This is a genomic window from Streptomyces sp. NPDC057743 (genome assembly GCF_042798755.1).
Classification (GTDB): Bacteria; Actinomycetota; Actinomycetes; order Streptomycetales; family Streptomycetaceae; genus Streptomyces.
In genome coordinates this window covers 64,847-87,000 of record NZ_JBHVJX010000028.1, presented here as the reverse complement: position 1 = coordinate 87,000, position 22,154 = coordinate 64,847, and the positions used below count along the sequence as shown (strand labels likewise).

General features: G+C 71.6%; 22 protein-coding genes and 1 tRNA gene. 13 read left to right on the top strand and 10 right to left on the bottom strand.

What is annotated here, in order from left to right:
* Positions 1–103: 103 nt before the first annotated feature.
* Both ACFVFQ_RS28125 and ACFVFQ_RS28120 read left to right on the top strand, forming a co-directional pair.
* Complete coding sequence (locus ACFVFQ_RS28125) at positions 104–811, top strand: hypothetical protein (RefSeq protein WP_383420962.1); 708 nt, start codon at positions 104–106, stop codon at positions 809–811.
* Positions 808–2,100 carry a sensor histidine kinase gene (locus tag ACFVFQ_RS28120; RefSeq protein ID WP_383420960.1) on the top strand — a complete coding sequence of 431 codons (1,293 nt, stop codon included), beginning with the start codon at positions 808–810 and terminating at the stop codon, positions 2,098–2,100. The genes ACFVFQ_RS28125 and ACFVFQ_RS28120 overlap by 4 nt, the downstream gene beginning before the upstream one ends.
* A 212-nt stretch (positions 2,101–2,312) precedes the next feature.
* On the opposite strand, the gene recQ is transcribed toward ACFVFQ_RS28120, so the two are convergent.
* Positions 2,313–4,301, bottom strand: a complete 1,989-nt coding sequence (gene recQ, locus ACFVFQ_RS28115; RefSeq protein WP_383420958.1) for a DNA helicase RecQ — start codon at positions 4,299–4,301, stop codon at positions 2,313–2,315.
* Between recQ and ACFVFQ_RS28110 the strand changes: the two genes are divergently transcribed.
* The 5 genes from ACFVFQ_RS28110 to ACFVFQ_RS28090 all read left to right on the top strand — a co-directional run bounded on the left by ACFVFQ_RS28110 (position 4,215) and on the right by ACFVFQ_RS28090 (position 8,684).
* Positions 4,215–5,435, top strand: a complete 1,221-nt coding sequence (locus tag ACFVFQ_RS28110) for an NB-ARC domain-containing protein (RefSeq protein ID WP_383420956.1) — start codon at positions 4,215–4,217, stop codon at positions 5,433–5,435. The genes recQ and ACFVFQ_RS28110 overlap by 87 nt on opposite strands.
* Positions 5,436–6,206: a tetratricopeptide repeat protein gene (locus ACFVFQ_RS28105; protein WP_383420954.1), complete on the top strand. Its 771-nt coding sequence runs from the start codon at positions 5,436–5,438 to the stop codon at positions 6,204–6,206.
* A gap of 488 nt (positions 6,207–6,694) precedes the next feature.
* A complete protein-coding gene (locus tag ACFVFQ_RS28100; protein ID WP_383420952.1) occupies positions 6,695–7,024 on the top strand; it encodes a type VII secretion target in 330 nt (109 codons plus the stop codon).
* A gap of 2 nt (positions 7,025–7,026) precedes the next feature.
* Positions 7,027–8,301 (top strand): amidase domain-containing protein, encoded by a 1,275-nt coding sequence (locus ACFVFQ_RS28095; protein WP_383420950.1) that lies wholly within the window; start codon positions 7,027–7,029, stop codon positions 8,299–8,301.
* Entirely contained in the window at positions 8,301–8,684 is a 384-nt protein-coding gene (locus ACFVFQ_RS28090; RefSeq protein WP_383420948.1) for a hypothetical protein, read from the top strand. The genes ACFVFQ_RS28095 and ACFVFQ_RS28090 overlap by 1 nt, the downstream gene beginning before the upstream one ends.
* A gap of 288 nt (positions 8,685–8,972) precedes the next feature.
* On the opposite strand, the gene ACFVFQ_RS28085 is transcribed toward ACFVFQ_RS28090, so the two are convergent.
* The 4 genes from ACFVFQ_RS28085 to ACFVFQ_RS28070 all read right to left on the bottom strand — a co-directional run bounded on the left by ACFVFQ_RS28085 (position 8,973) and on the right by ACFVFQ_RS28070 (position 10,087).
* Positions 8,973–9,371 (bottom strand): hypothetical protein, encoded by a 399-nt coding sequence (locus ACFVFQ_RS28085; protein WP_383420946.1) that lies wholly within the window; start codon positions 9,369–9,371, stop codon positions 8,973–8,975.
* A gap of 133 nt (positions 9,372–9,504) precedes the next feature.
* Positions 9,505–9,577, bottom strand: a tRNA-Arg gene (locus ACFVFQ_RS28080).
* A gap of 82 nt (positions 9,578–9,659) precedes the next feature.
* Positions 9,660–9,926: a hypothetical protein gene (locus tag ACFVFQ_RS28075; RefSeq protein WP_383420944.1), complete on the bottom strand. Its 267-nt coding sequence runs from the start codon at positions 9,924–9,926 to the stop codon at positions 9,660–9,662.
* Positions 9,923–10,087, bottom strand: a complete 165-nt coding sequence (locus ACFVFQ_RS28070) for a hypothetical protein (RefSeq protein WP_383420942.1) — start codon at positions 10,085–10,087, stop codon at positions 9,923–9,925. Before ACFVFQ_RS28070 ends, ACFVFQ_RS28075 begins: the two co-directional genes overlap by 4 nt.
* 143 nt (positions 10,088–10,230) lie before the next feature.
* Between ACFVFQ_RS28070 and ACFVFQ_RS28065 the strand changes: the two genes are divergently transcribed.
* Positions 10,231–10,875 carry a TetR family transcriptional regulator gene (locus ACFVFQ_RS28065; RefSeq protein ID WP_383420940.1) on the top strand — a complete coding sequence of 215 codons (645 nt, stop codon included), beginning with the start codon at positions 10,231–10,233 and terminating at the stop codon, positions 10,873–10,875.
* 51 nt (positions 10,876–10,926) lie between these two features.
* Here ACFVFQ_RS28065 and ACFVFQ_RS28060 read toward each other — a convergent pair whose 3' ends face one another.
* Entirely contained in the window at positions 10,927–12,471 is a 1,545-nt protein-coding gene (locus tag ACFVFQ_RS28060) for a M6 family metalloprotease domain-containing protein (RefSeq protein ID WP_383420938.1), read from the bottom strand.
* Positions 12,472–12,989: 518 nt separating this feature from the next.
* Here ACFVFQ_RS28060 and ACFVFQ_RS28055 point away from each other — a divergent pair.
* Together ACFVFQ_RS28055 and ACFVFQ_RS28050 are read left to right on the top strand one after the other, a co-directional pair.
* Entirely contained in the window at positions 12,990–13,679 is a 690-nt protein-coding gene (locus tag ACFVFQ_RS28055; protein ID WP_383420936.1) for a TetR/AcrR family transcriptional regulator, read from the top strand.
* A gap of 341 nt (positions 13,680–14,020) precedes the next feature.
* Positions 14,021–15,550, top strand: a complete 1,530-nt coding sequence (locus ACFVFQ_RS28050; protein ID WP_383420932.1) for an MFS transporter — start codon at positions 14,021–14,023, stop codon at positions 15,548–15,550.
* 245 nt (positions 15,551–15,795) lie between these two features.
* Here the strand turns inward: ACFVFQ_RS28050 and ACFVFQ_RS28045 are convergent, their stop codons facing one another.
* Positions 15,796–16,293 (bottom strand): MarR family winged helix-turn-helix transcriptional regulator, encoded by a 498-nt coding sequence (locus tag ACFVFQ_RS28045; RefSeq protein ID WP_274915205.1) that lies wholly within the window; start codon positions 16,291–16,293, stop codon positions 15,796–15,798.
* Between the two features lie 145 nt (positions 16,294–16,438).
* A complete protein-coding gene (locus ACFVFQ_RS28040) occupies positions 16,439–17,491 on the bottom strand; it encodes a questin oxidase family protein (protein ID WP_383420930.1) in 1,053 nt (350 codons plus the stop codon).
* A 397-nt stretch (positions 17,492–17,888) separates the two neighbouring features.
* Between ACFVFQ_RS28040 and ACFVFQ_RS28035 the strand changes: the two genes are divergently transcribed.
* Complete coding sequence (locus ACFVFQ_RS28035; protein ID WP_383420927.1) at positions 17,889–18,485, top strand: pyridoxamine 5'-phosphate oxidase family protein; 597 nt, start codon at positions 17,889–17,891, stop codon at positions 18,483–18,485.
* A 121-nt stretch (positions 18,486–18,606) separates the two neighbouring features.
* Here ACFVFQ_RS28035 and ACFVFQ_RS28030 read toward each other — a convergent pair whose 3' ends face one another.
* Together ACFVFQ_RS28030 and ACFVFQ_RS28025 are read right to left on the bottom strand one after the other, a co-directional pair.
* Entirely contained in the window at positions 18,607–19,161 is a 555-nt protein-coding gene (locus ACFVFQ_RS28030) for a hypothetical protein (protein ID WP_383420925.1), read from the bottom strand.
* Positions 19,162–19,292: 131 nt separating this feature from the next.
* Positions 19,293–19,808: a GNAT family N-acetyltransferase gene (locus ACFVFQ_RS28025; protein WP_383420923.1), complete on the bottom strand. Its 516-nt coding sequence runs from the start codon at positions 19,806–19,808 to the stop codon at positions 19,293–19,295.
* Positions 19,809–19,999: 191 nt separating this feature from the next.
* On the opposite strand from ACFVFQ_RS28025, the gene ACFVFQ_RS28020 reads away from it, so the two are divergent.
* On the top strand, positions 20,000–21,001 hold the full coding sequence (locus tag ACFVFQ_RS28020; protein ID WP_383420921.1) for an RNA polymerase sigma factor RpoD/SigA: 1,002 nt from the start codon (positions 20,000–20,002) through the stop codon (positions 20,999–21,001).
* Positions 21,002–21,374: 373 nt separating this feature from the next.
* The gene (locus ACFVFQ_RS28015; RefSeq protein WP_383421020.1) at positions 21,375–22,145 is read left to right on the top strand and encodes a DeoR/GlpR family DNA-binding transcription regulator; all 771 of its coding nucleotides are present in this window, start codon (positions 21,375–21,377) and stop codon (positions 22,143–22,145) included.
* Positions 22,146–22,154: the final 9 nt, after the last annotated feature.

The window sequence follows — 22,154 nt, the reverse complement described above, 5'->3', positions numbered from 1 at the left end:
GCGACCGCCTCCGCGCCACCGTTCCGGCCGCCCACCCGCACGCCGCCGGAACGGCCGTTCCGAAGATTCCCCGGACCCGCACCTTGGGTAGTTTGATCACGCTATGCCCGCATTCCGTCCCGTAGGGAGCACCCCGATTGCCGGCCCGCACGCCCCGGCGCCCGGCCCCCGTGCCCGCGCCGGACCGCTCGCCCTGGCCGCCCTCTGTCTGCCCCTGGCCCTGTCCCTGCTCGCCGGCTGCGCCAGCCCCGAGGGCCTCAAGGACGAGGGCCGGGCGCGCCGCGTCACCGCCCCGCTGGACCTCTGGCCGCAGTACTCGCCCGCCCCGCTGCGCGAGAACGAGAACCCGGCCGCCCTCAAGCCGCTCACCGCCCTCCCGCGCGTCCCCGGCGGCGACCTGACCCGCGTCGACCCGCTCACCGTCCTCGCCGCCGACTTCGCCGCCTCCGGTGCCGCCCCGCCCAAGCCCGGTTCGGTGCGCCGCCCGGTACTGCACGACCTCACCGACGACGGCAAGCCCGACCTGATCGCCGTCGTCGACCTCGACCGCCGCACCAGCGAACTGCGCGTCTACACCGTCCGGGACGCGGTGGTCACCCGGATCCTCGCGCTGCGCGCGGTGCTCGCCGGCGTCGAGCTCGCCGCCGGCCACCTCGCGGTCCGTGAACCCACCAAGGACCCGCGCTACGTCAGCGTCACCGACTACGTCTGGGACGGCCATGCGATGGGCCTGTGGGACCTCACCCTCGACCTGGCCCACAAGCCCAAACCCTCCTCGCCGCCCTCCACCCCGGCGGGGCACGCCGCATGAGGCGCCGCCGGCCCGCCGTCTCCCTCCGCTGGAAGATCGCGCTGACCGTGACCGCGGTGTGCTGCGCGGTCGCCGCCGTCCTCGGGGTGCTCGTGCACAACGCGGTGGCCCGACAGACCGTCGGTCAGGTCCGCAAGCAGACCCACGCCGACCTCGACGTCGCGCTGGACCTCTTCGAGTACGGCACCTCGCGCGAGGGCATCAACTCCGTCCTCGACCCGCCCGAACTCCCCGACGAACTACGGGCGTTGGCGCGCAAGGGGCGGCGCGGCAGCATGGTCGGCAGCTATCGCGGCCAGCCCGTGATGTGGGCGGCGGCGCCGGCCGGCAGCCAGATCATGGCCGTCTGGTCGCCGTACGGGAACACCCGCTGGACGCTGGACAAGTTCGACACCGCCATCCTCGGCTCGGCCGTCCTCGCCGCCGCGGCCGTGGCCCTCGCCGGCCTCTTCCTGGCCCGGCGCATCAGCCGCCGGCTGACCACCACCGCGGCCGTCGCCCGCCGGATCAGCGCCGGCGACCTGGACGCCAGGGTCGGCGAGGCCGCGGGGCAACGCCCCGGCGGCGCGCCCGCGGCGGGCGACGAGGTGACGGCCGTGGCGGCCGCCCTGGACTCCATGGCCGCCACCCTCCAGAGCCGCCTGGAGGCCGAGCAGCGCTTCACCGCCGACGTCGCCCACGAGCTGCGCACCCCGCTCACCGGCATCCTCGCCTCCGCCGCGCTCCTCCCGGAGGGCCGCCCCAAGGAGATGATCAACGACCGGTTGCGGGCCCTGCACCGGCTCACCGAGGACCTGTTGGAGATCTCCCGGCTGGACACCGGCACCGAGCACGCCGACCTCGCCGCCTACGAACTCGGCCCGCTGGTCGTCCGCTCCGTGCGCGCCACCGGTCTCGACACCGAGGTGCGCATCCTCGCCGACACGGTCGTCGAAACGGACCGCCGCCGCCTGGACCGCATCCTCGCCAACCTCGTCCTCAACGCCCACCGGCACGGCCGGCCCCCGGTCGTCGTCACGGTCGTCGCGCCGCCCGGCGGCACCCCCACCATCGAGGTGCGCGACCACGGCCCCGGCTACCCCGACGCGCTGCTCCGCCACGGCCCGCAACGCTTCCGCACCGACGCCCCGGGTCGCGGCAAGGGCCACGGCCTCGGCCTGACCATCGCCGTCGGCCAGGCCGCCGTCCTCGGCATCGGCCTGCACTTCGGCAACGGTCCCGACGGCGGCGCCAGCGCGATCCTCACCTTCCCGCAGCATCCCCCGACGGACACCAAGGCCGGCCCCTGAGCACCACGCGCCTTAGGCGAAGCGGGAGTTGACCGCCCCCGCGCCCGCCCCTCGTCCCCCGTCTCCCCTCTCGCTCCGCTCACTCCTCACCGGCCGACGCCATCTCACCACTCGACGCCATCTCACCGCTCGACGCCATCTCACCGGTCGGCGCCATCTTGCTGGTCGACGTCCTCTCACCGCTCGGCGCCATCTCGCCGGTCGACGCCCTCTCACCAGTCGATGTCATCCGGCGGCTCCGGCAGCACCTCCTCGTCCTCGGCCTCGGCCGGGGCCGGCACCGTCGCCGGGGACGCCGGGGACACCGGTGCCTTCGGGGCCGCCGGCGCCGCCGTAGCGGTCCCGCCCGTACCGGGCGCCACATCGGCCCCGGCCGCCTCGTCTCCCCCTCCTGCCAGCACCTGGAGGATCTGCTCGCCGTACTTGGCGAGCTTGTTCTCGCCCACCCCGTTGAGCGCGCCCAGTTCGGCGATGCTCGCCGGGCCCGTCACCGCGATCTCCCGCAGCGTCGCGTCATGGAAGATCACATACGCCGGGACGCCCTGCTCCTTGGCCGTGCGGCCCCGCCAGGCGCGCAGCGCCTCGAAGACCGGCAGCGCCTCCGCCGGCAGATCCACCGGCGCCCGCTTGCCCTTGGCCTTCGCCTTGGCCGCCCGGGCCGGCTTCTCCGGCTCCCGCCGCATCGGCACCTGACGCTGCCCGCGCAGCACCGCGCCGCTCTCCTCGGTGAGGACCAACGTCCCGTAGTCCCCCTCCACGGCCAGCAGTCCCTGGGCCAGCAACTGCCGTACCACGCCCCGCCATTCGGCCTCGCGCAGATCCTCCCCGATTCCGAAGACGCTCAGCGCATCGTGGTCGAACTGGATGACCTTGGCGGTCTTCCGGCCCAGCAGGATGTCGATGATCTGCCCCGCGCCGAACTTCTGCCCCCGCTCGCGCTGCAACCGCACCACCGTCGACAGCAGCTTCTGCGCGGACACCGTGCCGTCCCAGGTCTGCGGCGGCGTCAGACAGGTGTCGCAGTTGCCGCACGGGCCGCTCTCCTGGTCGAAGTAGGCCAGCAGCCGCACCCGTCGGCACTCCACCGTCTCGCACAGCGCCAACATCGCGTCCAGATGGGCGGACAACCGGCGCCGGTGCGCGTCGTCCCCCTCCGACCCGTCGATCATCTTCCGCTGCTGCACCACGTCCTGGAGCCCGTACGCCAGCCAGGCCGTGGACGGCGCGCCGTCCCGCCCGGCGCGCCCGGTCTCCTGGTAGTACCCCTCCACCGACTTCGGCAGGTCCAGATGGGCCACGAACCGCACATCGGGCTTGTCGATGCCCATCCCGAACGCGATGGTCGCGACCACCACCAGCCCGTCCTCCCGCAGGAACCGCGCCTGGTTCGCCGCCCGCACCCGGGCGTCCAGCCCCGCGTGGTACGGCACGGCTTCGATGCCGTTGTCCACCAGGAACTGCGCGGTCTTCTCCACCGAGGCGCGGGACAGGCAGTACACGATCCCCGCGTCGCCCGCGTGCTCGCCGCGCAGCAGCTCCAGCAGCTGCCGCTTGGGCTCGCTCTTCGCCGCGATCCGGTACTGGATGTTGGGCCGGTCGAAGCTGGCGACGAAGTGCCGGGCACCGTCCAGCCGCAGCCGGGAGGTGATCTCCTGGTGCGTCGCCTTCGTCGCCGTCGCGGTCAGCGCGATCCGCGGCACGTCCGGCCAGCGCTCGTGCAGCATCGACAGTGCCAGATAGTCCGGCCGGAAGTCGTGGCCCCACTGGGCCACACAGTGCGCCTCGTCGATCGCGAAGAGCGAGATCTTCCCGCGCTCCAGCAGCTGCACCGTCTGCTCGACCCGCAGCCGCTCCGGCGCCAGATACAGCACGTCCAGCTCGCCGGCCAGGAACTCGGCCTCGACCAGCCGCCGCTCCTCAAGATCCTGCGTGGAGTTGAGGAAGCCGGCCCGCACGCCCAGCGCCCGCAGCGCATCGACCTGGTCCTGCATCAGCGCGATCAGCGGCGAGATGACCACCCCGACGCCCGGCCGCACCAGCGCGGGAATCTGGTAGCACAGCGACTTCCCGCCGCCCGTGGGCATCAGGACGACCGCGTCCCCGCCCCCGATGACATGCTCGATGATCTCGCGCTGCTCCCCGCGGAACGCGTCGTACCCGAACACCCGGCGCAGCACCTGCACCGCCTCGTCCACCAGCACACCGCCTTCGGGCGCATCCACCACGCCCGCCGCGCTCTGCACGTCTTCGTCCACGCCCACGACCACTCCCACGTCCGCCGGAACCACCCCGAAAGCCTACGAGCTCTGCCCCACCGCTCGCCGAGCCTGTGGATAACTCCACCCGCACCACGCCACAGCCGCCCGGACCGCAGCACCACCACCCCGCCCCGCCCCCACCGCCCGGCCCCCAACGACCTGCGAAAACCAGCCGCCCCCGGCCCCCGGCTGCTGATCGTCCTGGACAACGCCCACGATTCGGCCCAGGTGGACGCCCTGTTGCCCGGCGCGCCGACCTGCACGGTGCTGGTCACCAGTCGCGACCACATGGCCGGCCTGATCACCGCGCACGGCGCCCGGTTGATCACCGTCCCCACGCTCGACGACCACGGGGCGCGGGCGCTCCTCACCCGCCACCTCGGCCAACGGCGGGTGACCGACGAGCCCGCGGCGGTCGCGGAGATCGTCACCTGGTGCGCGGGGCTCCCGCTGGCCCTGAGCATCGTCACCGCCCGCGCCCAGCTGAACCCCACGATCCCGCTCGCGGCGCTGGCCGAGGAGCTGCGGGACGCCTCCTCACGGCTCGACGCGCTGGCCGAGGAGCCCCCGATGGCGTGCCTGGAAACGGTGCTGTCCTGGTCGTACGAGCAGTTGACGGACGAACAGGCCACGGTGTTCGGCCTGTTGGGGACGGCCCCGGGCTCCGACATCAGCCTGCCGGCCGCCACCAGCCTCGTCGGCCAACCGGCGCCAAAGGTGCGCCGCGTGCTGCGCCACCTGGAGCGCGTCTCCCTGGTGCAGCAGCTGGAGGCGGGCCGCTACTGGATGCACGACCTGGTCCGCCTGTGCGCTGCCACCTTCGCCCGCCGCAAACAGGAGCCCGCCGCCCTCGACGAGGCCCTGCGGCGGCTGACGGAGTACGCCGCCCACACCGCGCACGCCGCCGACCGCCTCATCGCCCCGCACCACGCCCCCATCGAACTCGGCGCCCCCGGCCCCGGTTGCCGACCGCAGCCGCTCGCCGACGCCACGGAGGCATGGGCCTGGTTCGCCGCCGAACGCGCCAACCTCATGGCCATCCAACACGCGGCCGCGGAGCGCTCCTGGCACCCGTAGGTGTGGCAACTGGCCTGGACGCTCACCACGTTCCAACTACGCCAGGGACACCTCCAGGACAACCTCACCGCCTGGAAGGCCGGCGCCGCCGCGTCGAACCACCTGGACGCCCCGCGCTCCCGTACGCGCTCGTACCGCCACCTCGGCCGGGCCCATGCCCAACTCGGCCAGCACGAGGAGGCGCTGGTCCACCTCCAGGACGGCCTCGCCGGCGCGGAGCGCGACGACGACCGGCTCGGCCAGGCCCACACCCACCGGGCCATCGCCGTCGCCTGGGAACAACAGGGCCAATACCAAAGGGCGTTGGACCACGTCCGCCGCGCCCTGCGCCTCTTCGAGGACCTCGACGTCAAGGTCAGCGGCTCCCACGCCCGCAACAAGGTCGGCTGGTACCTGGCCAAGCTGGGGCACTACGAAGAGGCCCGCCGCCACTGCGACCAGGCACTCCACCAGTGCCGCACCGCCGAAGACCGCAGCGGCCAGGCCAGGACCCTGCTCAGCCTCGGCTACCTCGCCCACCACACCGGCCACCACGACGAGGCCGCCGACCGCTACCGCCAGGCCCTCGCCCTCTACCGCGACCTCGGCGACACCTCAGCCCAGGCGGACACCCTCGACCACCTGGGCCACGCCCTCGCCCCCCACAACAAACCCGAGGCCCGCGCGGCCTGGCACCAGGCCCTCACCCTCTACACCTCCCAACACCGCCCCACCGAAACCCACCGCCTCCACCAACAACTCACCACCCTCACCCCCGAAAACTCCCCCTAGCCCCCCACAAACAGCCCACTTCAGCCCCGCACCCCCAACCCGCCCCCCCCACAGCCCACCCGAACTACCACCCGCGACGCGAACTCCTCACCCCACCCCAACACTTCACCCACCCCCACCCCACCAGACCAAGAGCCGCACAAGCCGGTCACCCCCAGGAACAAACACCAAAGGCCACCCAGGAACGCCCCTAGGCGGCCTTAGCGCTGGTGCCCCCGGCGGGGCAGCGGATCACACTGCTCGATGGCGGGGAGCGTGAGCTCCGCCGGATCCCTCCAGGCGGCGAAGGGGCTCAGTGCGATGGGGTGGGATTCACAGCCGCGGCGCGCGGATCTGCTATCGGGACGCGCGTAGTACCTGTGGCGTGGTCACAACCCCGCTGCAGGGTCCGTCCCCCTCTTCTGGAACCCTGTCGGGCGCCTCGTACGGTATGCAGGTACGACATTGCCTGGTCATGTACAAGGCCAGGTGGGGGAGTTCCGAACGAAATGGGGGCGGCCATGGGCGACATACGGGTGGACACGGCAAAGGTGCGTAGCACTGGTGATGACATGAAGGCGTTGTCGAGCGACACCCAGCGGCGGCTGGCGCATGTCCTTGACAGCTCTCAAGAGGTCTACTTCGACGCCATGTTCTGGAAGTGCGGGAACGCCGTGATGTCGTGCCGCACCGCCTGGGAGGACCACATGATCGAGCTCGCCAAGAAGATGGGCGAGTTGGGCCAGCGGTTGCAGGACTCTGCCGACGGCTACGACGCCGCAGACCAGGAAGCAGCCTCGCGGATGAAGGCCGGATTGCGGGACCTGGGGAGGCACTGACCATGGTCACGTACTCGGAGCTCATCAGTGCTCATCCCCAGAAGTGGAAGGACGCTGCGGAAGATTGGGCGGCACTGGCGAAGTACGCGTTGAACGCCGCGAACGACGTACGCGAGCAGGGTGCCAAGCCCCTCGCCGATAATTGGGCAGACGAAGTCGGTGCGGCCGCGGCCGGTGATTTCGTGAAACTCGCCAACCAACTGGAGTCGGCGTACGACCTGCTGCTCAGCGTCAAAATGGTCATGGAAGGCATGTACGCCAGCCTTGACACGGCGATGAGCGTCGCGCACCAGATCGCCGACCTGTCGCGGGCCCACGACCTCCCCCTCGGCGAGGACGGCATGCCTTTGGAGTGCCCCGCCCCGAACGCCGATGCTGATCAGCAACAGGCCTATCGCGAGATCGTCGCTCTACGCGAACAGGCGCTTCGGCAGGCGACGGAAGCGGACGAGAAAACAGCGGCGGAACTGTCCCGCCTGGCTGGCATGGTCGATATGAGCGACCCGGACAAGGCCCTCAAAGAGCAGAACCGAGCCTCGCGCGTCGAGATGGACATGCTCGCTGCCGATATCCCGAAGGCGGATACTGACCCGGCCGTGGTAAGCGCCTGGTGGAACGGCCTGAGTGAGAAGCAACAGCAGGACATGATGCGGGCCGAGCCAGTTAAGCTCGCGCATCTCGACGGAATCCCGGAAAGCGTCAAACGCGAAATGCAAGGCACAGACGGGAAGTTCGATCGCGTCAAGATGGTGGAGTACGCCCTCGACAACTGGAACCAGGACGATCCAGTCGACTTCGGGAACAACTGCACCAATTTCGTCTCCAACGCGCTGGCGTATGCCGGCATGCAGGAGAAGACCTCGTTCTGGGAGGGGACGCGCGGCGACGATACCTGGATGCGGGGGAACCCCACCGGTATTCATTTTCCCGGCTTCGAGCAGATAGACCGCTCTCTCGGGCACTCCAAAACGTGGGCCGGTGCCGAGAACCAGCAGAGTTTCATGCTCAAGCACGGCGGTGAAGAAGTCGACCGTTCCCAGGCCAGACCCGGCGACATCATCTACTACGACCAAGCCGGCCCGAACGACGGACTGAAGAAGGGGGCGGCTCACCACGCCGCGATCGTCACCGCGGTGATGCCGGACGGCGAGATCAAGTACACGCAGCACAGTGACCCATACCAGAACGCGAGTCTGCAGGGCCGTCTCCCGGCCGTGGAGAAGGCCGAGGGACAGCAGCGGGTGCGTATCATCCGCCCTCACCCGGATTGGTATTGATGGCCAGGAAACTATCCAGCGCCCCGTTCTCCGCGCTGCTGGTCCCGTTGTTCGCGCTACTCGGCCTAGGCGGCCTCGCGGTGTATGGGAAGGCTGACGACGCACACACCGCCGCGGAGTGGGCGCACTGCAGGGACCTCCCACTGACGTGGCAGATCTACCTGACTGCCTACGGCTCGCTGGCTTGTGGGATTCTCACGCTCACGCTGTTCTGGTGGCTTGCCCGACGGGCCCGGCGACGGGGCGCTTGGGTGGGCTGCGGCTGGCAGGGCAAGCTGGCGGTGATCGCTGCCGCATTGGACATCCCGCTGCTGGCCTTGCAGCTCTTCGTGGTCTGGTACGTGTACCAGCCGGCGCCTGGCGGGCCCATCAGTTGTGTCTAGCGATACGCCCCCACCGAGAGCGCATCGACAACTGGCCGTCGGCGCCGGTTTAGTTGGGGTGGGCCAGTCGATTTCGGCAATGCAGGACCGGTGTCACGGCGCGATGAGCTGAGACCGTCCTGCTGGCATGGGTACGGCCTTGACGTCGCCTATTGGCGGTCCGTGGACCTGGCATAGTGGCGTGGGCGTCGAGGGCACAGTGGCACGTGGTGCGGAGGGTCGCTCAAAAGGCATGGCCGCCGGTAGCCGGTTGAGCGGACTACTGGTCGGGTTGCCAGCCGAGTTGGATCAGGGATGTGCCGCGTTTGCGGGTGATGTAGTAGCCGCGGCCTGGGCCGGGCGCTGCCCGCGGCCGACGAGAGTGAGGCACGCCGGCACACGGAACGGCACAAGGCGCTGAACGCTGCTCTGAGGGACCTCAGTCAACGACGGGAGCGCCAGTTCCACGCCCTCGAACTCGCCGACAATCCCGACCGGCGCTTCGTCCAAGGGGTCCAGACGCGCATCGCCGAACTCGATGAGCAGATCCAAGCCAAGGAAGCCGAGATCACCGCCCACCGGCAGCGGACTCCGGTTTGGCAGGCCCCGGCCCTCGTGGACGCACTGCCCGCCGCAAGGTGCGAGATCGCAGAACTTACGGACGCGATGCGGCGCCGCATGTTGGAAGCCTTCAGGCTCCAGATCCACTACGACAAGCGCAGCAACAGCGCGCGCTGCCGGGTGGTGCTCACCAGCGACACGATCGAAGCAACGGCCCGGATCGCTACTGAAGCGATCCGGGCCGGCCGAACCGATGGGACGCCGTCGCCCATCTGCACTGTGCCCCCGGCAGGATTCGAACCTGCGACACCCGCTTTAGGAGAGCGGTGCTCTATCCCCTGAGCTACGGAGGCGGGTGGATCGGGGTGATCCGATCCGGCGACAAGCGTAGCGGATGGCTGGTGTGGGGCGGGTGGGTGCGGGCGGTTCGGTGGGTTAGCCGAGGTGCCAGCTGAGGGTGCCGTCGGTGGCGGTGAGGGCCGCGAGGAGCAGCAGGCCGGCGGCGCCGAGGGCGAGGCCCAGGGCGGCGCGGCCGCGGCGGGTGGTGCCGCGGGTCAGGGCGAGGGTGCCGAGGACCAGCGCGCAGGGGCCCAGCACGATGTTGAGGACCAGGGTGCCGACGAGGCCGAGGACGAAGGAGGCGACGGCCATGCCGTCCGCGTCGAGGCGGGCGGCGGGCTTGGGGGTGGTGAGGGTGGTCATCGGGGGGTCCCCTCGGTGTGGTGGCGGCGTTCGCGCAGGTAGAAGACGAGGAGCCAGACGGCGATGGCGGCGCCGGCGGCGAGGGTGACCGGGACGGGGAGGTGCGCCGCGGTGCCCAGCGCGATCCCCATCAGGAGGAGGGCTGCGACGAGGAAGAGCATGGTCTGCCTTTCCGGGAGGGCCGGCTCCGGGCAGGGCCGGTAGGGCCCGCGGGGAGCTTCAGCGGACAGTTGTTCACTGACTTCTTCAGTGTACGACTGAGGGCGGGTGGAGCGCTTCGGAGAACGGTTGTTTACTGGATGACATGAGTCACAGCGAGGGCGGAGTCCGCCAGGTGCAGAAGCAGAAGACCCGTCAGGCGCTGCTGGACGCGGCGCTCGGGCTGCTGGCGGAGCAGGGCCTGAGCAGCCTGGGGTTGCGTGAGGTGACCCGGGTGGTGGGCGTCGCCCCGGCCGCGTTCTACCGACACTTCCGGGATCTGGGGGAGTTGGGCGTGGCGCTCGTCGAGGAGGCGCTGGGCAGTCTGCACGCGATGGTGCGGGCGATCCTCGCCGAGCAGGACGCGGCGGAGGAGCGGATAGACCGCACGGTCGCGGTGGTCGAGCGGCTGGTGCGCGAACACCCCGCGCACGTACGGTTCGTGGCCCGCGAGCGGCGCGGCGGCGTGCGGGCCGTGCGGCACGCCATCGCCGAGGAGCTGGAGCGGTTCGTGACGGAGGTCGCGGAGGCGCTCAAGTCCCAGCAGGTGTCGGCCGGTTGGCGGGACGAGGACGTGCGGATGCTGGCCGAGCTGTACGTCGACCGGCTGGTGACGACCGCGGCGGAGCTGCTCGACGCCCGCGAGGAGGGCGGCGAGGACGCGGTCGAGCGGGTGGTGTGGCGGGCGCGGCGGCAACTGCGGTTGATCAGCATCGGGCGGCGGCACTGGAAGGAGGAGGGCGGGAGTTAGGGCCTGTCCGATGGGTCAGGGTCGGAGAGGCCCTAGGGTCTGTCCGATGGGTCAGTGGGGGTGGGGTGGCGCCGCGGCGTGTGCGGGGGTGACGCGGACGCGGTAGGTGCCGTCGGTGTTCTCGGTCAGGACGGTGACGGTGACGCCGCTGGTGCGGTCGGTGTAGGTCTCGCCGGGGCGGAAGGTGGCGTCCGTCATGTCCGGGTCGACGTAACGGGCGTCGCCGTAGCAGCCGCGGCTGTGCGGAGTGGCGTCGATGACCCGGATCGGGGCGCGGCCCGTGGGGACGTTGGTGGCCACGTGGTAGACGAGGATGCCGGGGCGGCAGACGATCGGGTCCAACAGGCCGCTGGCGCGCGCCTCGACGACGAACGCGGTGTGCGGGCCGGTCGGCACGACGACGATCTTGGCGCCGCCGGGGGTGGAGATCGGCGTCAGGACGTGTTCGGCGGGTGCGCCGCCCGCCGGCGCGCAGTGCACCTGGCCGGGGGTGAGCCACCCCAACTTCCATTTGTGCCAGCCGAGGAAGTCGTTGCTCGGTCCCCAGTCCTCGTCCATCGGGTCCCAGTGGCCCACCGGGGTCGGGCCGTCGCGCTCGTTGCTGTAGTAGAGGTCGGGCAGCCCGAAGGCGTGCCCGTTCTCGTGGTTGAGGACCCGGAAGGCGCTCAGGCCCGTCTGCCGGCTCCAGATGAACGAAACGTTCCGGAAGGGCGCCCCGCGGCCGGTCTTCATCCCCAGGTCGCCGCCGCTGAAGGTGACCGACCAGACCGTGCGGGTGGCGGGCGGGCCCGCGTTGGGGGAGGTGATGACGTTGACGACGTCGTAGTCGCGGAAGTCGACGAACGGGTCGACGGCGTGCACGAGTTCGCGGGCCAGGGCGTGGTAGCCGGTGTTCGAGGACGGGTCGAAGTTGGCGCCCCGGTTGATGCCGTACGCCGCCAACGGGTGGGACATCCGGATCCAGCGGAAGAGGGGCTTGGGGACGTAGGTCATCCGCCCGTAGGAGCTGACGCGGAAGTAGTCGGTCGCGGCCGGGAAGAACTCGGCGAAGCGGGCCATGGGGGAGAGGGTGGCGGGGGCGTCGGGGAAGTCGACGAAGAGCGTGAGGGCCCGGACGGTGCCGAAGGCGCGGGCGTAGCCGGCGGGGGTGGGGGCGGCCTCGGAGACGTTGTTGGTGATGCCGGGCAGGGCGCAGGGGCCGCTGGGGCGCGCGGGGGCGGGCGGGGCCGGGGGCTTATGGGGCGCGATGCGCGGGGGCGTGGGCGTGGGGGTGGGGACGGGCGTGGGGGTGGTGGTCTTCGGGGGGCCGGTGACTGTGGCGGGGCCGGTGGTCTTGGTGGGGTTGGTGGTGATGGTCGGGGCGGTGGGGGTGATGGTGGCCGGGCTGGTGGGCTTGGTGGTGCCGGGGGGTGAGGGGACCGGCTTGACGTTGGTGGCGGGCGGTACGGGAGTGGCGGGGGGCGTGACGCGGGGGTCGGGGGGTGGCGGGGGTGCGGCCGCGACGGCGTCGGGGGGTGTGGTCAGGGCGATGGCCGCGGCCGCACAGGTGACGGTCGTGGCCAGGGCGGCGCAGAGCGTGTGCGTCAGGGTGCGCATGGGGCTGCCTCGTACTTGCCGGTGTCTGCGGGGTGTCTGCGAGGTGTTTGCCGGTCTCCGCGGTGCGGTTGACGGGGTGTGGGCCTGCCCTTCGCCTCATGGAGCGGGTGCCTTCTGACTCATGGTGTTCAGCCTGCGGCGGCGGATGGTCGCTCGCGCGTGGGGATGCGTCAAATGGAGGGGCGGTGTGGTGCGGATGGCTGGCGGGCCGGGCTTACGCCGGGTGCCCGGCGCGGGTGGCGGGAGGGGGCGGGGGTGTGCTCGGGGCGTGTGGGGCTCGTGTTCGGGGGGCGGGTGCGGGTGCGTGTCCCAGGTCACATGCCGGTCCGGAAATATCCGGGGAGCCGGTCCCCGTTTAGCTGGGTGTTGGAGGAAGCGGGGAGTGCTTCCCCGCTTCCGGTTCCGCTTTCTGGGCGGGCCGGTGCTGGCGGTGGGCCCCCGGTTCCAGAGGAGCTTCTCCGGTTCCGGGGCCATCCCGGGTTCGGTGGACGCGATGACAGCGAAGGGAGTGCGCCGACGTGACCGCAGTGGGTGTGAAGTGTGCAGCGCCGCGGCTGCGGGCCGACGCGGTGCGCAACCGCGAGCGGATCATCGCCGCCGCGCGGGAGACGATGGTCGAGTTCGGGGCCGAGGTCCCGCTCGATGAAATCGCTCGACGCGCGGGTGTCGGCAATGCGACGCTCTACCGTCACTTCGCCGATCGCCAGGAGTTGATCCACCACGTCACGCTCTCCGTCATGTCCCGTGTCGCGGACCGCGCGGAGCGCGCACTCGCCGAGGAGCCGGATGCCTTCGAAGCGCTGCGGCGCTTCGCCCACGACGCGGTGGAGGAGCGGATCGGCGCGCTGTGCCCGCTGCTCTCCGACGGCATCGACCACGCCCACCCCGAACTGCTCGCCGCGCGCGAGCGCCTGGACGCGGCCGTGGAGGCCGTCATGGGCGCCGCGCGCGACAGCGGCCAACTGCGCACCGACATCGCCGTCGGTGACCTGATGGTCGCGCTCACCCAGCTCACCCGCCCCTTGCCCGGCAGCGTCTGCCTCGACTTCGACGGGTTCGTGCACCGGCACCTCCAGCTGTTCCTGGACGGCCTACGGGCCCCGGGCCGGTCCGAACTACCCGGCGCCGCCGCCACGTTGGAGGACCTGAGGCGCGGTGGGGCCGGGAGCTGTGGGCGGGCTGCTGCCGGCCCGCCGCGCTCCCATTAGGCACCACGGCCCGCTGCCTCCGCTCCCTGGGGGCGCAGTGACCTCTCCGCTCCCGTTCGACCCACCTGACCTGTCTGACCCGTCTGCCCCATCTGGCCTGTCTGCTCCGTCCGACTCGCCGGACCTGCTCGTCCCGCCTGCCCCTCCCGTACGTCCCCGTCTGCTTCCAGCCAGTTCCCCAGCTCTCCCAGTTCTCTCAGCTCTCCAGTTCTCTCAGCTCTCCCAGTTCTCGCTGGGCGTCCCAGAGCTCTTTGGGCTCCCGAGTTTCCGCAACTCCCGGAGTTCCCAAGGCCCCTGGGGCGTCCTTTCGTTCCGTTACGCACCACTAGGTGGACCCCGTCATGCCTGAAACCCTCCCGTCCGTCGATCCACGGCGCTGGAAAGCGCTGATATTCATCGCCCTCGCCCAACTGATGGTCGTCCTCGACTCGACGATCGTGAACATCGCGCTGCCCTCGGCCCAGCAGGACCTGGGGATCAGCGACGCCAACCGGCAGTGGGTCATCACCGCCTACGCCCTCGCCTTCGGCGGCCTGTTGCTCTTCGGTGGCCGGATCGCCGACCTGTGGGGCCGTCGGCGGAGCTTCATCATCGGGCTGATCGGCTTCGCGGTGGCCTCCGCGCTCGGCGGGGCCGCGGCCAACGAGACGATGCTGCTGGGCGCGCGGGCGCTCCAGGGCGTCTTCGGCGCGCTGCTGGCGCCGTCCGCGCTGTCCCTGCTCGCGGTGACCTTCACCGAAGCCCGGGAGCGCGCCAAGGCGTTCGGCATCTTCGGCGCGATCGCCGGTGGCGGTGGCGCGGTCGGGCTGATCCTCGGCGGCGTGCTGACCGAGTACATGAACTGGCGCTGGACGTTCTTCGTCAACATCCCGTTCGCGGTGGTCGCCGCGACCGGCGCCGTCCTGGTCATCCGCGAGCCCGCGGAGGGCCGCAACCCCTCCCGCCTGGACGTGCCCGGCGTCATCCTGGCGACGCTCGGACTGGTCTCGCTGGTCTACGGGTTCACCCGGGCCGAGTCCGACGGTTGGCTGGCCGGCCCGACGCTGGGCCTGTTCGTCGCGGCGGCCGCGCTGCTGCTGGCGTTCGTCCTCGTCGAGTCGAAGGTGGCGGCGCCGCTGCTGCCGCTGCGGGTGGTCGCCGACCGGAACCGCGCGGGGGTCTACGCCTCGCTGGGCCTGGCCGTGATCGGGATGTTCGGGCTCTTCCTGTTCCTGACCTACTACCTGCAGATCGTGAAGGGGTACACGCCGGTGGTGACCGGCCTGGCCTTCCTCCCGATGGTTGCGGGCATGATCACCGGCTCCACGCAGATCGGCGCGCGGCTGATGACCCGGGTGCGGCCGCGGCTGCTGATGGCTCCCGGTTTCACGGTCGCCGCGCTCGGCATGCTGGTGCTGAGCCAGATCGACCTGACCACGTCGTACCCGGCGCTGATCCTGCCCGGCTTCGTCCTGATGGGCCTCGGCATGGGCACCGCGTTCATGCCGGCCATGTCGCTGGCCACGCACGGGGTCCAGCCGCGGGACGCCGGCGTCGCCTCCGCGATGGTCAACACCTCGCAGCAGGTCGGCGGCGCGATCGGCACCGCGTTGCTGAACACCATCGCGGCCAGCGCCACCACCGCGTACGCGACGGCGCACGCGGCCGGAGCCCGCTCGGCGGACCTGCTCAAGCTCCAGTCGATGGTGCACGGCTACACCACCGCCATCTGGTGGGCGGTGGGCATCCTGACCCTGGCGGCGGCGCTCGCCTTCACGCTCGTCAACACCGGGCGGCCGGGCGGCGGTTCGCCGGCAGTCTCCTCGGACGACGGCGCGGGCGCGGGGGCCGGCGAGGAGTCGGAGGTGCAGGTTCCGGTGATGGCGCACTGAGGGCGATGACGTCGGTGCGATGAGGGCACGGGGCGCGGGGTCGGTGGGCGCGGGGGCGCACGGCGACCGCGCGCCCCGGCCGGTTCGGTGACCCGGCCCGCGCCGTGCCCCCGGCCCCGTATGGGCCGTGGGGGCCGCGGGGCCTCGTAGGTCCGTACGCCCGTAGGCCCGTAGGCCCGCAGGCGCGTGGCGGAAACCACTCGAAGGCGTGGCGTTGCGCCGGCCTTCCGTCGTTCTGCTGGGCGTCAGCGGAGCCAGGGGAGGTCGGCGCCTTGGGGTTGGAGGCCGTCCGCGATCACGCAGCAGATCGCGTCGAGTTGGCTGATCTGTTCCGGTGTGAGGCGGTCGAAGATCGCGGCCCGGACGGCTGCGACGTGCCCGGGGGCGGCCTTCTCCAGGACCCGCATCCCTTCGTCGGTGAGGTAGGCGTTCTGGCCCCGCTTGTCGGAGGGGCACTCCTCGCGGCGGACCCAGCCGTTCTTCTCCAGGCGGGCGACGGCATGGGAGAGGCGGGACCGGGTGATCTTGGCGTTCTGGGCCAGCTCGGTCATCCGCATGCGGCGCCGCGGCGCGCGCGAGAGCTGGACGAGCAGGCCGTAATAGACGTGCGGCATCCCGGCGTCACGTTGGAGCTGACGGTCGAGGTGGTCCTCCAGCAGCGTGGTGGCGTGGAGGTACGCCTGCCAGGCGTGCTGCTCCTCGTCGTCGAGCCAGCGAGGCTCGGTCGCGGGTTCGTTGCTCATGCCATCCACTCTCTCACCGCTTTGAGAGTTATTTAAGTTTTAACAATAGGTCTTCGGCTGAGATTCGGCGCTTCGGGGCGGGAGACAGACGGGCCGGAACCGGCGGACCGGTGCCGGCCCGCCGGCTCTTGGGTGCGCACGGTGCTCACCCCTCGCCGGGCGTGATCAGTTCCTGCGAGCGGAGCGCGGCCGCCAGTGCGCGGTCGTCGCCGTCCGCGGCCCAGGAGGCGACGTCGAGGGCGGTGTCGGTCATCTTGATCGCATGCGCGTCGCCGTGTGCGGCGGCCCGTTCGAAGACCTCTTCCGGGGTGAGTGCGCCCGTTTTGAGGGCCGGCAGCGGCTCGTCGGCGGAGTAGACGGAGGTGAGGGCGGCGCTCGCGGCCCAGGCGGCGGCGAGCGAGGGCGCCCACAGGTCGCGGGGGAGCACCGGGAGGGTGCGCAGCACCGCGTTGGGGGCGGTGGCCGAGTGCACCAGCAGGACCTCGTCGCCGTGGCCGTAGTCCAGGTAGCGGTGGGTGGCGGCCCGCACCAGTGCGGTCAGTTGGTCGCGCGCGTCCTCCGGGTCCCGTGGGGCGCGCAGCGCGTCCGCCGCCTCCGACCAGCCCTCGGTGTGGGCGAGTTGGGGCAGCCCCTCGACCACCGACAGTCGCTGGCCGTGGAGGCGCGGGAGGCCGGCCAGTGCCGCGTCGGGCGGGGTCGCGCCGCGCGGCTCCACGGAGACCGGCAGCGTGGTGTGGCGGGCCGCCCAGTAGCCGATGGCGTGCGCCAACTCGGCGATCCGCGGCTCCTCTTCACCCTGTTCCAACAGGGTGCGCACGGCGTGGCCGACGCGGATCACCGGGTGGGTCGCGGCGCCCGCGATGCCGGGCAGCAGGCGGGGCCACCACTCGGCGAGCACCTCCCGCCAGGGGCGTTCGGCGACCTGGCGGGTCAGGTACGTGGTCCAGTCGGTGACCCGTTGCGGATCGCCCAGCGCCTCCTGCCAGTTGGCGTCGGTAAGCGCGGCCCGGGCGCTCGGTACGTCCTCTAACTGGGCCGCGTAGGCGTCGACCCAGCGGTGGACGGCGTCCGCTTGGCCGTGACGGACCAGGGCCTCGACGGCCATCGGGCCGTGGTTGGCGAGGAAGCCCCTGAACTCGGGGCCGGTGGCGTGCAGGCGTTCCAGGGCTTCGTCGAGTGTGCCGCTCGTCGTATCCATGGCCCGAGGCTAGGTCGCGCTCCGGCGCCGGGTAACGGACCGGGGACGGAACCCGAACCGGCCGGCGGGACTACGGCGTTGGTCGTACGGCGGGGGGAGGGGTGACGGGGGAGGGGGAGAGCTGGGGTCGACTGGGGTGGTGCGTTCGCTGCGCTGCGCGGAGGGCGTCGTCGGGCGGCCGGCCGTCGCGGGGCGCGTGCCGCCGGGGTGAGGCCCGCCGTCGGGGCGTTGTCAGTGGTGGGTGCGACGCTGAAGTCGTGGGATGCGGAGGGGCGTTGGGGAGAAGCGGATGCCATCGGCGCGGAATTCCGGACAGGAGGTGTCGGGTATGAGCGGGAGTCTTGCCGCCATGACGAGTGACGAGAGGCAGCGGAGCGGGAGCGGGAGCGATAGCGCGATGGAGAGGGCGAGAGGGGCGAGGACGGGGACGGGGACGGAGAGTGGGGCGAACGGCCTGCGGGGAGCGGTTGGTTGGGCGGCGGTCGAGGCGGCGGTGCCGGGGTTCGCGGCGGCCGTGCGGGAGCGGTTCGGTGCGTATCGACACCACGTCCTGGCCACGCTGCGCGAGGACGGTGCGCCGCGGCTGACGGGGCTGGAGGCGGACTTCCGGTACGGCGAGCTGTGGTTGGGCATGATGACGGGCTCCCGCAAGGTGCTGGACCTGCGGCGGGACCCCCGCTTCGCGCTGCACGCCAACCCCGGTGGCGGGAGCGAGCTGTCCGACGGTGACGTCCGGGTCGCCGGCCGGGCGATGGAGGAGACCGACCCCCGGCTGAAGGCCCGGTACGCGGCGGCGGTCAAGCCGCCCGAGCCGTTCCATCTCTTCCGGGCGGAGCTGACGGAGGTGGTGCGGACGTCCACTGAGCCGCCGTTCGTGAAGCTGGAGGTCTGGCGGCCCGGCCGGCCGCTGCGCACCCTACGCAGGACGTCGGAGGATCCACAGCTATGGGAGGATCCGAGGCCCTCACAGGCTCCGCAGCTGTCGGAGGGGTGAGGGCGCGACTGCTGGACGGACGAGGGCGCGAGCGCTGGGGGCCGGGGACGCGACTGCTGGACGGATGCGGATGAGGGCGTGACCGCGCCGCCCGGGTTGGTGGGCGGCGCGGTGTGGGCGCTCAGTGCGCCGCGTGCGGGCGGTGCTGCCGTGCCGCGTGCGGCCGGTGCGGGCCGTGCGGCTCGCGCACGCGATGGGTCCGGAAGACGTAGAGGGAGACGAGGAACATCACGCCGAACATGCCCAGGCCCCAGGCCACCGACTGCAGCACCGAGGGGGCGCTGCCGCCGAGGGAGTAGAGCCAGCCCATCGACGCGCCGAAGAGCGCGCCGTAGGCCACGGCTCGGGTCTCGGTGAGCATCGTCGACTGGAAGTGCACCAGCGTCACGCCCAGTGCGCCGGTGACCACCGCGCCGATCAACCCGAGGAGCGCGGCGCGGCCGCCGCTGGCCCCGCCGGTGTGGGCCATCCAGATCGTGTAGCAGCCGAAGCAGACTGCCGCGATGACCGGGAGGGTCACGCGGAGCGGGACGCGGCGCCCGGTGTCCGGGGCGGAGCGCTCCGCGCGGGTGGCGACCGTTGCGCCGTGCTCCGGTTCGACGGTGCCGTGCGAGCGGGCCGTCTCGGGCAGCCCCTCGTCGTGGACGGGCTGGTCGCCGTGCGCGTGCTGGTCCATGACGGGCTCCTCTCGTTCGCCCTCTTCCAGTCCAGGCGACACCCGGGGACCGGTGGCGTCAACTGGATCAGCGGGCGCCAACCGGGCCGGCGGGGGCGGCCGATGACGGTCGGCCGCGGACACCGGCCGGCCTACCGCAGATCCTTCTGGTACCAGGCCACGTCCCAGTAGCGGTCGAACTTCCGGCCCACCTGAGCGAACGTCCCGATGTGCCGGAAGGCGAAGCGGGCGTGCAGGCGGGCGGACGCCTCGTTGGGCTGGGCGATCCCGGCGTAGGCGCGGTGCACGTCCTCGTCCGCCAGCGCCGCGAAGAGCGCGCCGTACAGGAGCGTGCCGACGCCCCGGCCGGCGGCGTCCGGCGCGCAGTAGACGCTGGTCTCCACGGAGGTCGCGTAGGCGCCCTTCGGGCGGAAGGGGCCGCTGGTCGCGTAGCCGAGCAGGGCGCCGTCGTCGTCCTGCGCAACCAGAAGGCGGTGCGGGCCGTCTTTGGGGTGGGAGAGCAACCACGGGCGACGTTGTGCGGGGCTGAAGGGCTCCGTGTCGAATGTGATGGCCGTCTCACGGACGTAGTGATTGTTGAGATCCGTGAGGGCCGTGAGGTCCGTCTCGGCGCCCGCTCTGACCTGCACTTCCCCGCGTCCACGCATCGTCCGCCCTCCCTGGTGGCAGCGCAGGGTACTGCAAGATCAGAAAAATTGGGGCGCGGCTGGGGAATTCTGTCCGGATTCCAGCCGTTGTTTCCTTCGGACGGGTCATGAGGCCGGCCACCAGGCGGTACCCGAACCCGACGACCCGCCCCACCGTCCCGCGACCGACTCAGCGCAAAGGGAGCACCCGCATGGCAACCCGTGCCGTCGCCCGTCGTCAGGCCAGCACCACCGGTTCCGACGAGGCCAACAGCGTTCGCGCAACAGGCGGGGACATCGCCGACCGCGACCTGGTCGGCATGTACCTCGACGAGATCGCGCGCACGCCGCTGCTCGACGCGGCCAAGGAGGTGGAGCTGTCCCAGACCATCGAGGCGGGCGTGTACGCCCGACAGATCCTGGACGGCGAGATCACCGACGGCAATGCCGCCGGTGCCAGCCGTGAGGAGCTCGAAGCGCTGGCCGCCGAGGGCGACCGGGCCAAGGATGTCTTCATCCGGTCCAACCTGCGCCTGGTCGTCGCCGTGGCCCGCCGTTATCCGCGCTCCGGCCTCCCGCTGCTGGATCTGATCCAGGAGGGCAACGCTGGCCTGGTCCGCGCCGTCGAGAAGTTCGACTACGCCAAGGGCTTCAAGTTCTCCACGTACGCGACGTGGTGGATCCGCCAGGCCATCACCCGTTCCATCGCCGACCAGTCGCGCACCATCCGGCTCCCCGTCCACCTCGTCGAGGAGCTCGGCCGGATCCGCCGGGTGCAGCGCGAGTTCAACCGCGAGAACGGCCGCGACCCCGAGCCGGAGGAGGTGGCCGGCGAGCTCGGTTCCACCGCCGCCCGGGTCACCGACGTGCTGGACTGGGCCCGCGACCCGGTCAGTCTGAACATGTCGGTGGACGACGACGGCGACACCCAGTTCGGCGACCTGCTGGAGGACACCTCCGCGGCCTCCCCCGAGCAGTCCGTGCTCACGCTGCTGCGCAGCGAGGAGCTGGAGGACCTGATCGACCGCCTCGACCAGCGCACCGCGTCGATCATCAAGGCCCGCTACGGCATCGAGGACGGCCGGGAGCGCACGCTGACCGAGGTCGGCAAGCAGCACGGTCTGACCCGTGAGCGGATCCGGCAGATCGAGAAGCACGCGCTGCTGGAGCTGAAGCGGATGGCGCGGGACACCGGATTCGACGCGGCGGCCTGAGCCGCGTCCCGGTTTCCCCGTTCCACCCGTTCCGTAGGAGGCGCGCGCCCGTTGGGGGCGCGTCGGTGCCGGCCCCGTAGCGGGGTGGCGGGTGGTGGTCCGTGCGGCCGTGAGCCGGTGCGGGCCGTGCGCGCTCCGAGTGCGCGGTGATTTCGCGTGGGCGAGCCCCGATGTCGAAGCGGCATCGGGGCTGTTGTGTGTCTGACGGCTGACGGCTGACGGCTGACGGCTGACGGCTGACGGCGCGAGGTTGGCGTCTTGTCGCGTGCCCGTTTGGGTCCGATTGATTGCCCGAATCTGTTTACTTGCCGGAGTGGTGGGCGTAGCATCCCGAAAAACCACAGGTTCGGGCATGGAACGGACGCAGATACAGATGTACGCACCCGAGCGCCAGCAGGAGATCCTGCGGCTCGCCCGTGAGAGCGGGCGGGTCGATGTGCTCTCCCTCGCCGAGGAGTTCCAGGTCACCGCCGAGACCGTGCGGCGCGATCTGAAGGCGTTGGACCGCGCCGGCCTGGTCCGGCGGGTACACGGCGGCGCCATCCCGGCCGGCCGGCTGGACTTCGAGCCGGACCTCGCCGAACGGGACGCGGTCGCCGCCGACGAGAAGCAGCGCATCGCCCGCGCCGCGCTGGCCGAACTGCCCGGCGGCGACGGCCCCCGCAGCGTGATCCTCGACGCCGGCACCACCGCCGCCCGGCTCGCCGCCGAGATCCCGCTGGAGGCCGAACTCACCGTCGTCACCCACGGGTTGCCGGTCGCCGCGCGCCTCGCCGACCACCCCGGCCTCACCCTCCACCTCGTCGGCGGCCGGATCCGGCACCGCACCCGGGCCGCGGTCGACGAGTGGGCGCTGCGGGCCTACCGGGAGATCAACGCCGATGTGCTCTTCCTGGCGACCAACGGCTTCTGCCTCGACGGCGGGTTGACCACCCCCGACCTCGCCGAGGCCGCGGTCAAGCGGGCGCTGGTCGCCGCCGCCCGGCGGGTGGTGCTGCTCGCCGACTCCGCCAAGTTCGGGCAGCAGCACTTCGCCCGCTTCGGCGAACTGTCGGACGTGGACCTGCTGATCACCGACACCGGGCTCAGCCCCGCGGACGCCCTCGCCATCGAACGCGCCGGAACGGAAGTCATCCGGGCATGAACGGGCGCG

Coding starts and splice junctions, on each gene's coding strand:
- ACFVFQ_RS28120 (WP_383420960.1), top strand. CDS start 808: ATGAGGCGCCGCCGGCCCGCCGTCTCCCTCCGCTGGAAGATCGCGCTG.
- ACFVFQ_RS28015 (WP_383421020.1), top strand. CDS start 21,375: ATGTACGCACCCGAGCGCCAGCAGGAGATCCTGCGGCTCGCCCGTGAG.
- ACFVFQ_RS28030 (WP_383420925.1), bottom strand. CDS start 19,161: ATGGACCAGCACGCGCACGGCGACCAGCCCGTCCACGACGAGGGGCTG.
- ACFVFQ_RS28045 (WP_274915205.1), bottom strand. CDS start 16,293: ATGAGCAACGAACCCGCGACCGAGCCTCGCTGGCTCGACGACGAGGAG.
- ACFVFQ_RS28125 (WP_383420962.1), top strand. CDS start 104: ATGCCCGCATTCCGTCCCGTAGGGAGCACCCCGATTGCCGGCCCGCAC.
- ACFVFQ_RS28040 (WP_383420930.1), bottom strand. CDS start 17,491: ATGGATACGACGAGCGGCACACTCGACGAAGCCCTGGAACGCCTGCAC.
- ACFVFQ_RS28110 (WP_383420956.1), top strand. CDS start 4,215: ATGCTCGATGATCTCGCGCTGCTCCCCGCGGAACGCGTCGTACCCGAA.
- ACFVFQ_RS28025 (WP_383420923.1), bottom strand. CDS start 19,808: ATGCGTGGACGCGGGGAAGTGCAGGTCAGAGCGGGCGCCGAGACGGAC.
- ACFVFQ_RS28100 (WP_383420952.1), top strand. CDS start 6,695: ATGGGGGCGGCCATGGGCGACATACGGGTGGACACGGCAAAGGTGCGT.
- ACFVFQ_RS28095 (WP_383420950.1), top strand. CDS start 7,027: ATGGTCACGTACTCGGAGCTCATCAGTGCTCATCCCCAGAAGTGGAAG.
- ACFVFQ_RS28090 (WP_383420948.1), top strand. CDS start 8,301: ATGGCCAGGAAACTATCCAGCGCCCCGTTCTCCGCGCTGCTGGTCCCG.
- ACFVFQ_RS28060 (WP_383420938.1), bottom strand. CDS start 12,471: ATGCGCACCCTGACGCACACGCTCTGCGCCGCCCTGGCCACGACCGTC.
- ACFVFQ_RS28070 (WP_383420942.1), bottom strand. CDS start 10,087: ATGCTCTTCCTCGTCGCAGCCCTCCTCCTGATGGGGATCGCGCTGGGC.
- ACFVFQ_RS28050 (WP_383420932.1), top strand. CDS start 14,021: ATGCCTGAAACCCTCCCGTCCGTCGATCCACGGCGCTGGAAAGCGCTG.
- ACFVFQ_RS28075 (WP_383420944.1), bottom strand. CDS start 9,926: ATGACCACCCTCACCACCCCCAAGCCCGCCGCCCGCCTCGACGCGGAC.
- ACFVFQ_RS28035 (WP_383420927.1), top strand. CDS start 17,889: ATGGAGAGGGCGAGAGGGGCGAGGACGGGGACGGGGACGGAGAGTGGG.
- ACFVFQ_RS28020 (WP_383420921.1), top strand. CDS start 20,000: ATGGCAACCCGTGCCGTCGCCCGTCGTCAGGCCAGCACCACCGGTTCC.
- ACFVFQ_RS28065 (WP_383420940.1), top strand. CDS start 10,231: ATGAGTCACAGCGAGGGCGGAGTCCGCCAGGTGCAGAAGCAGAAGACC.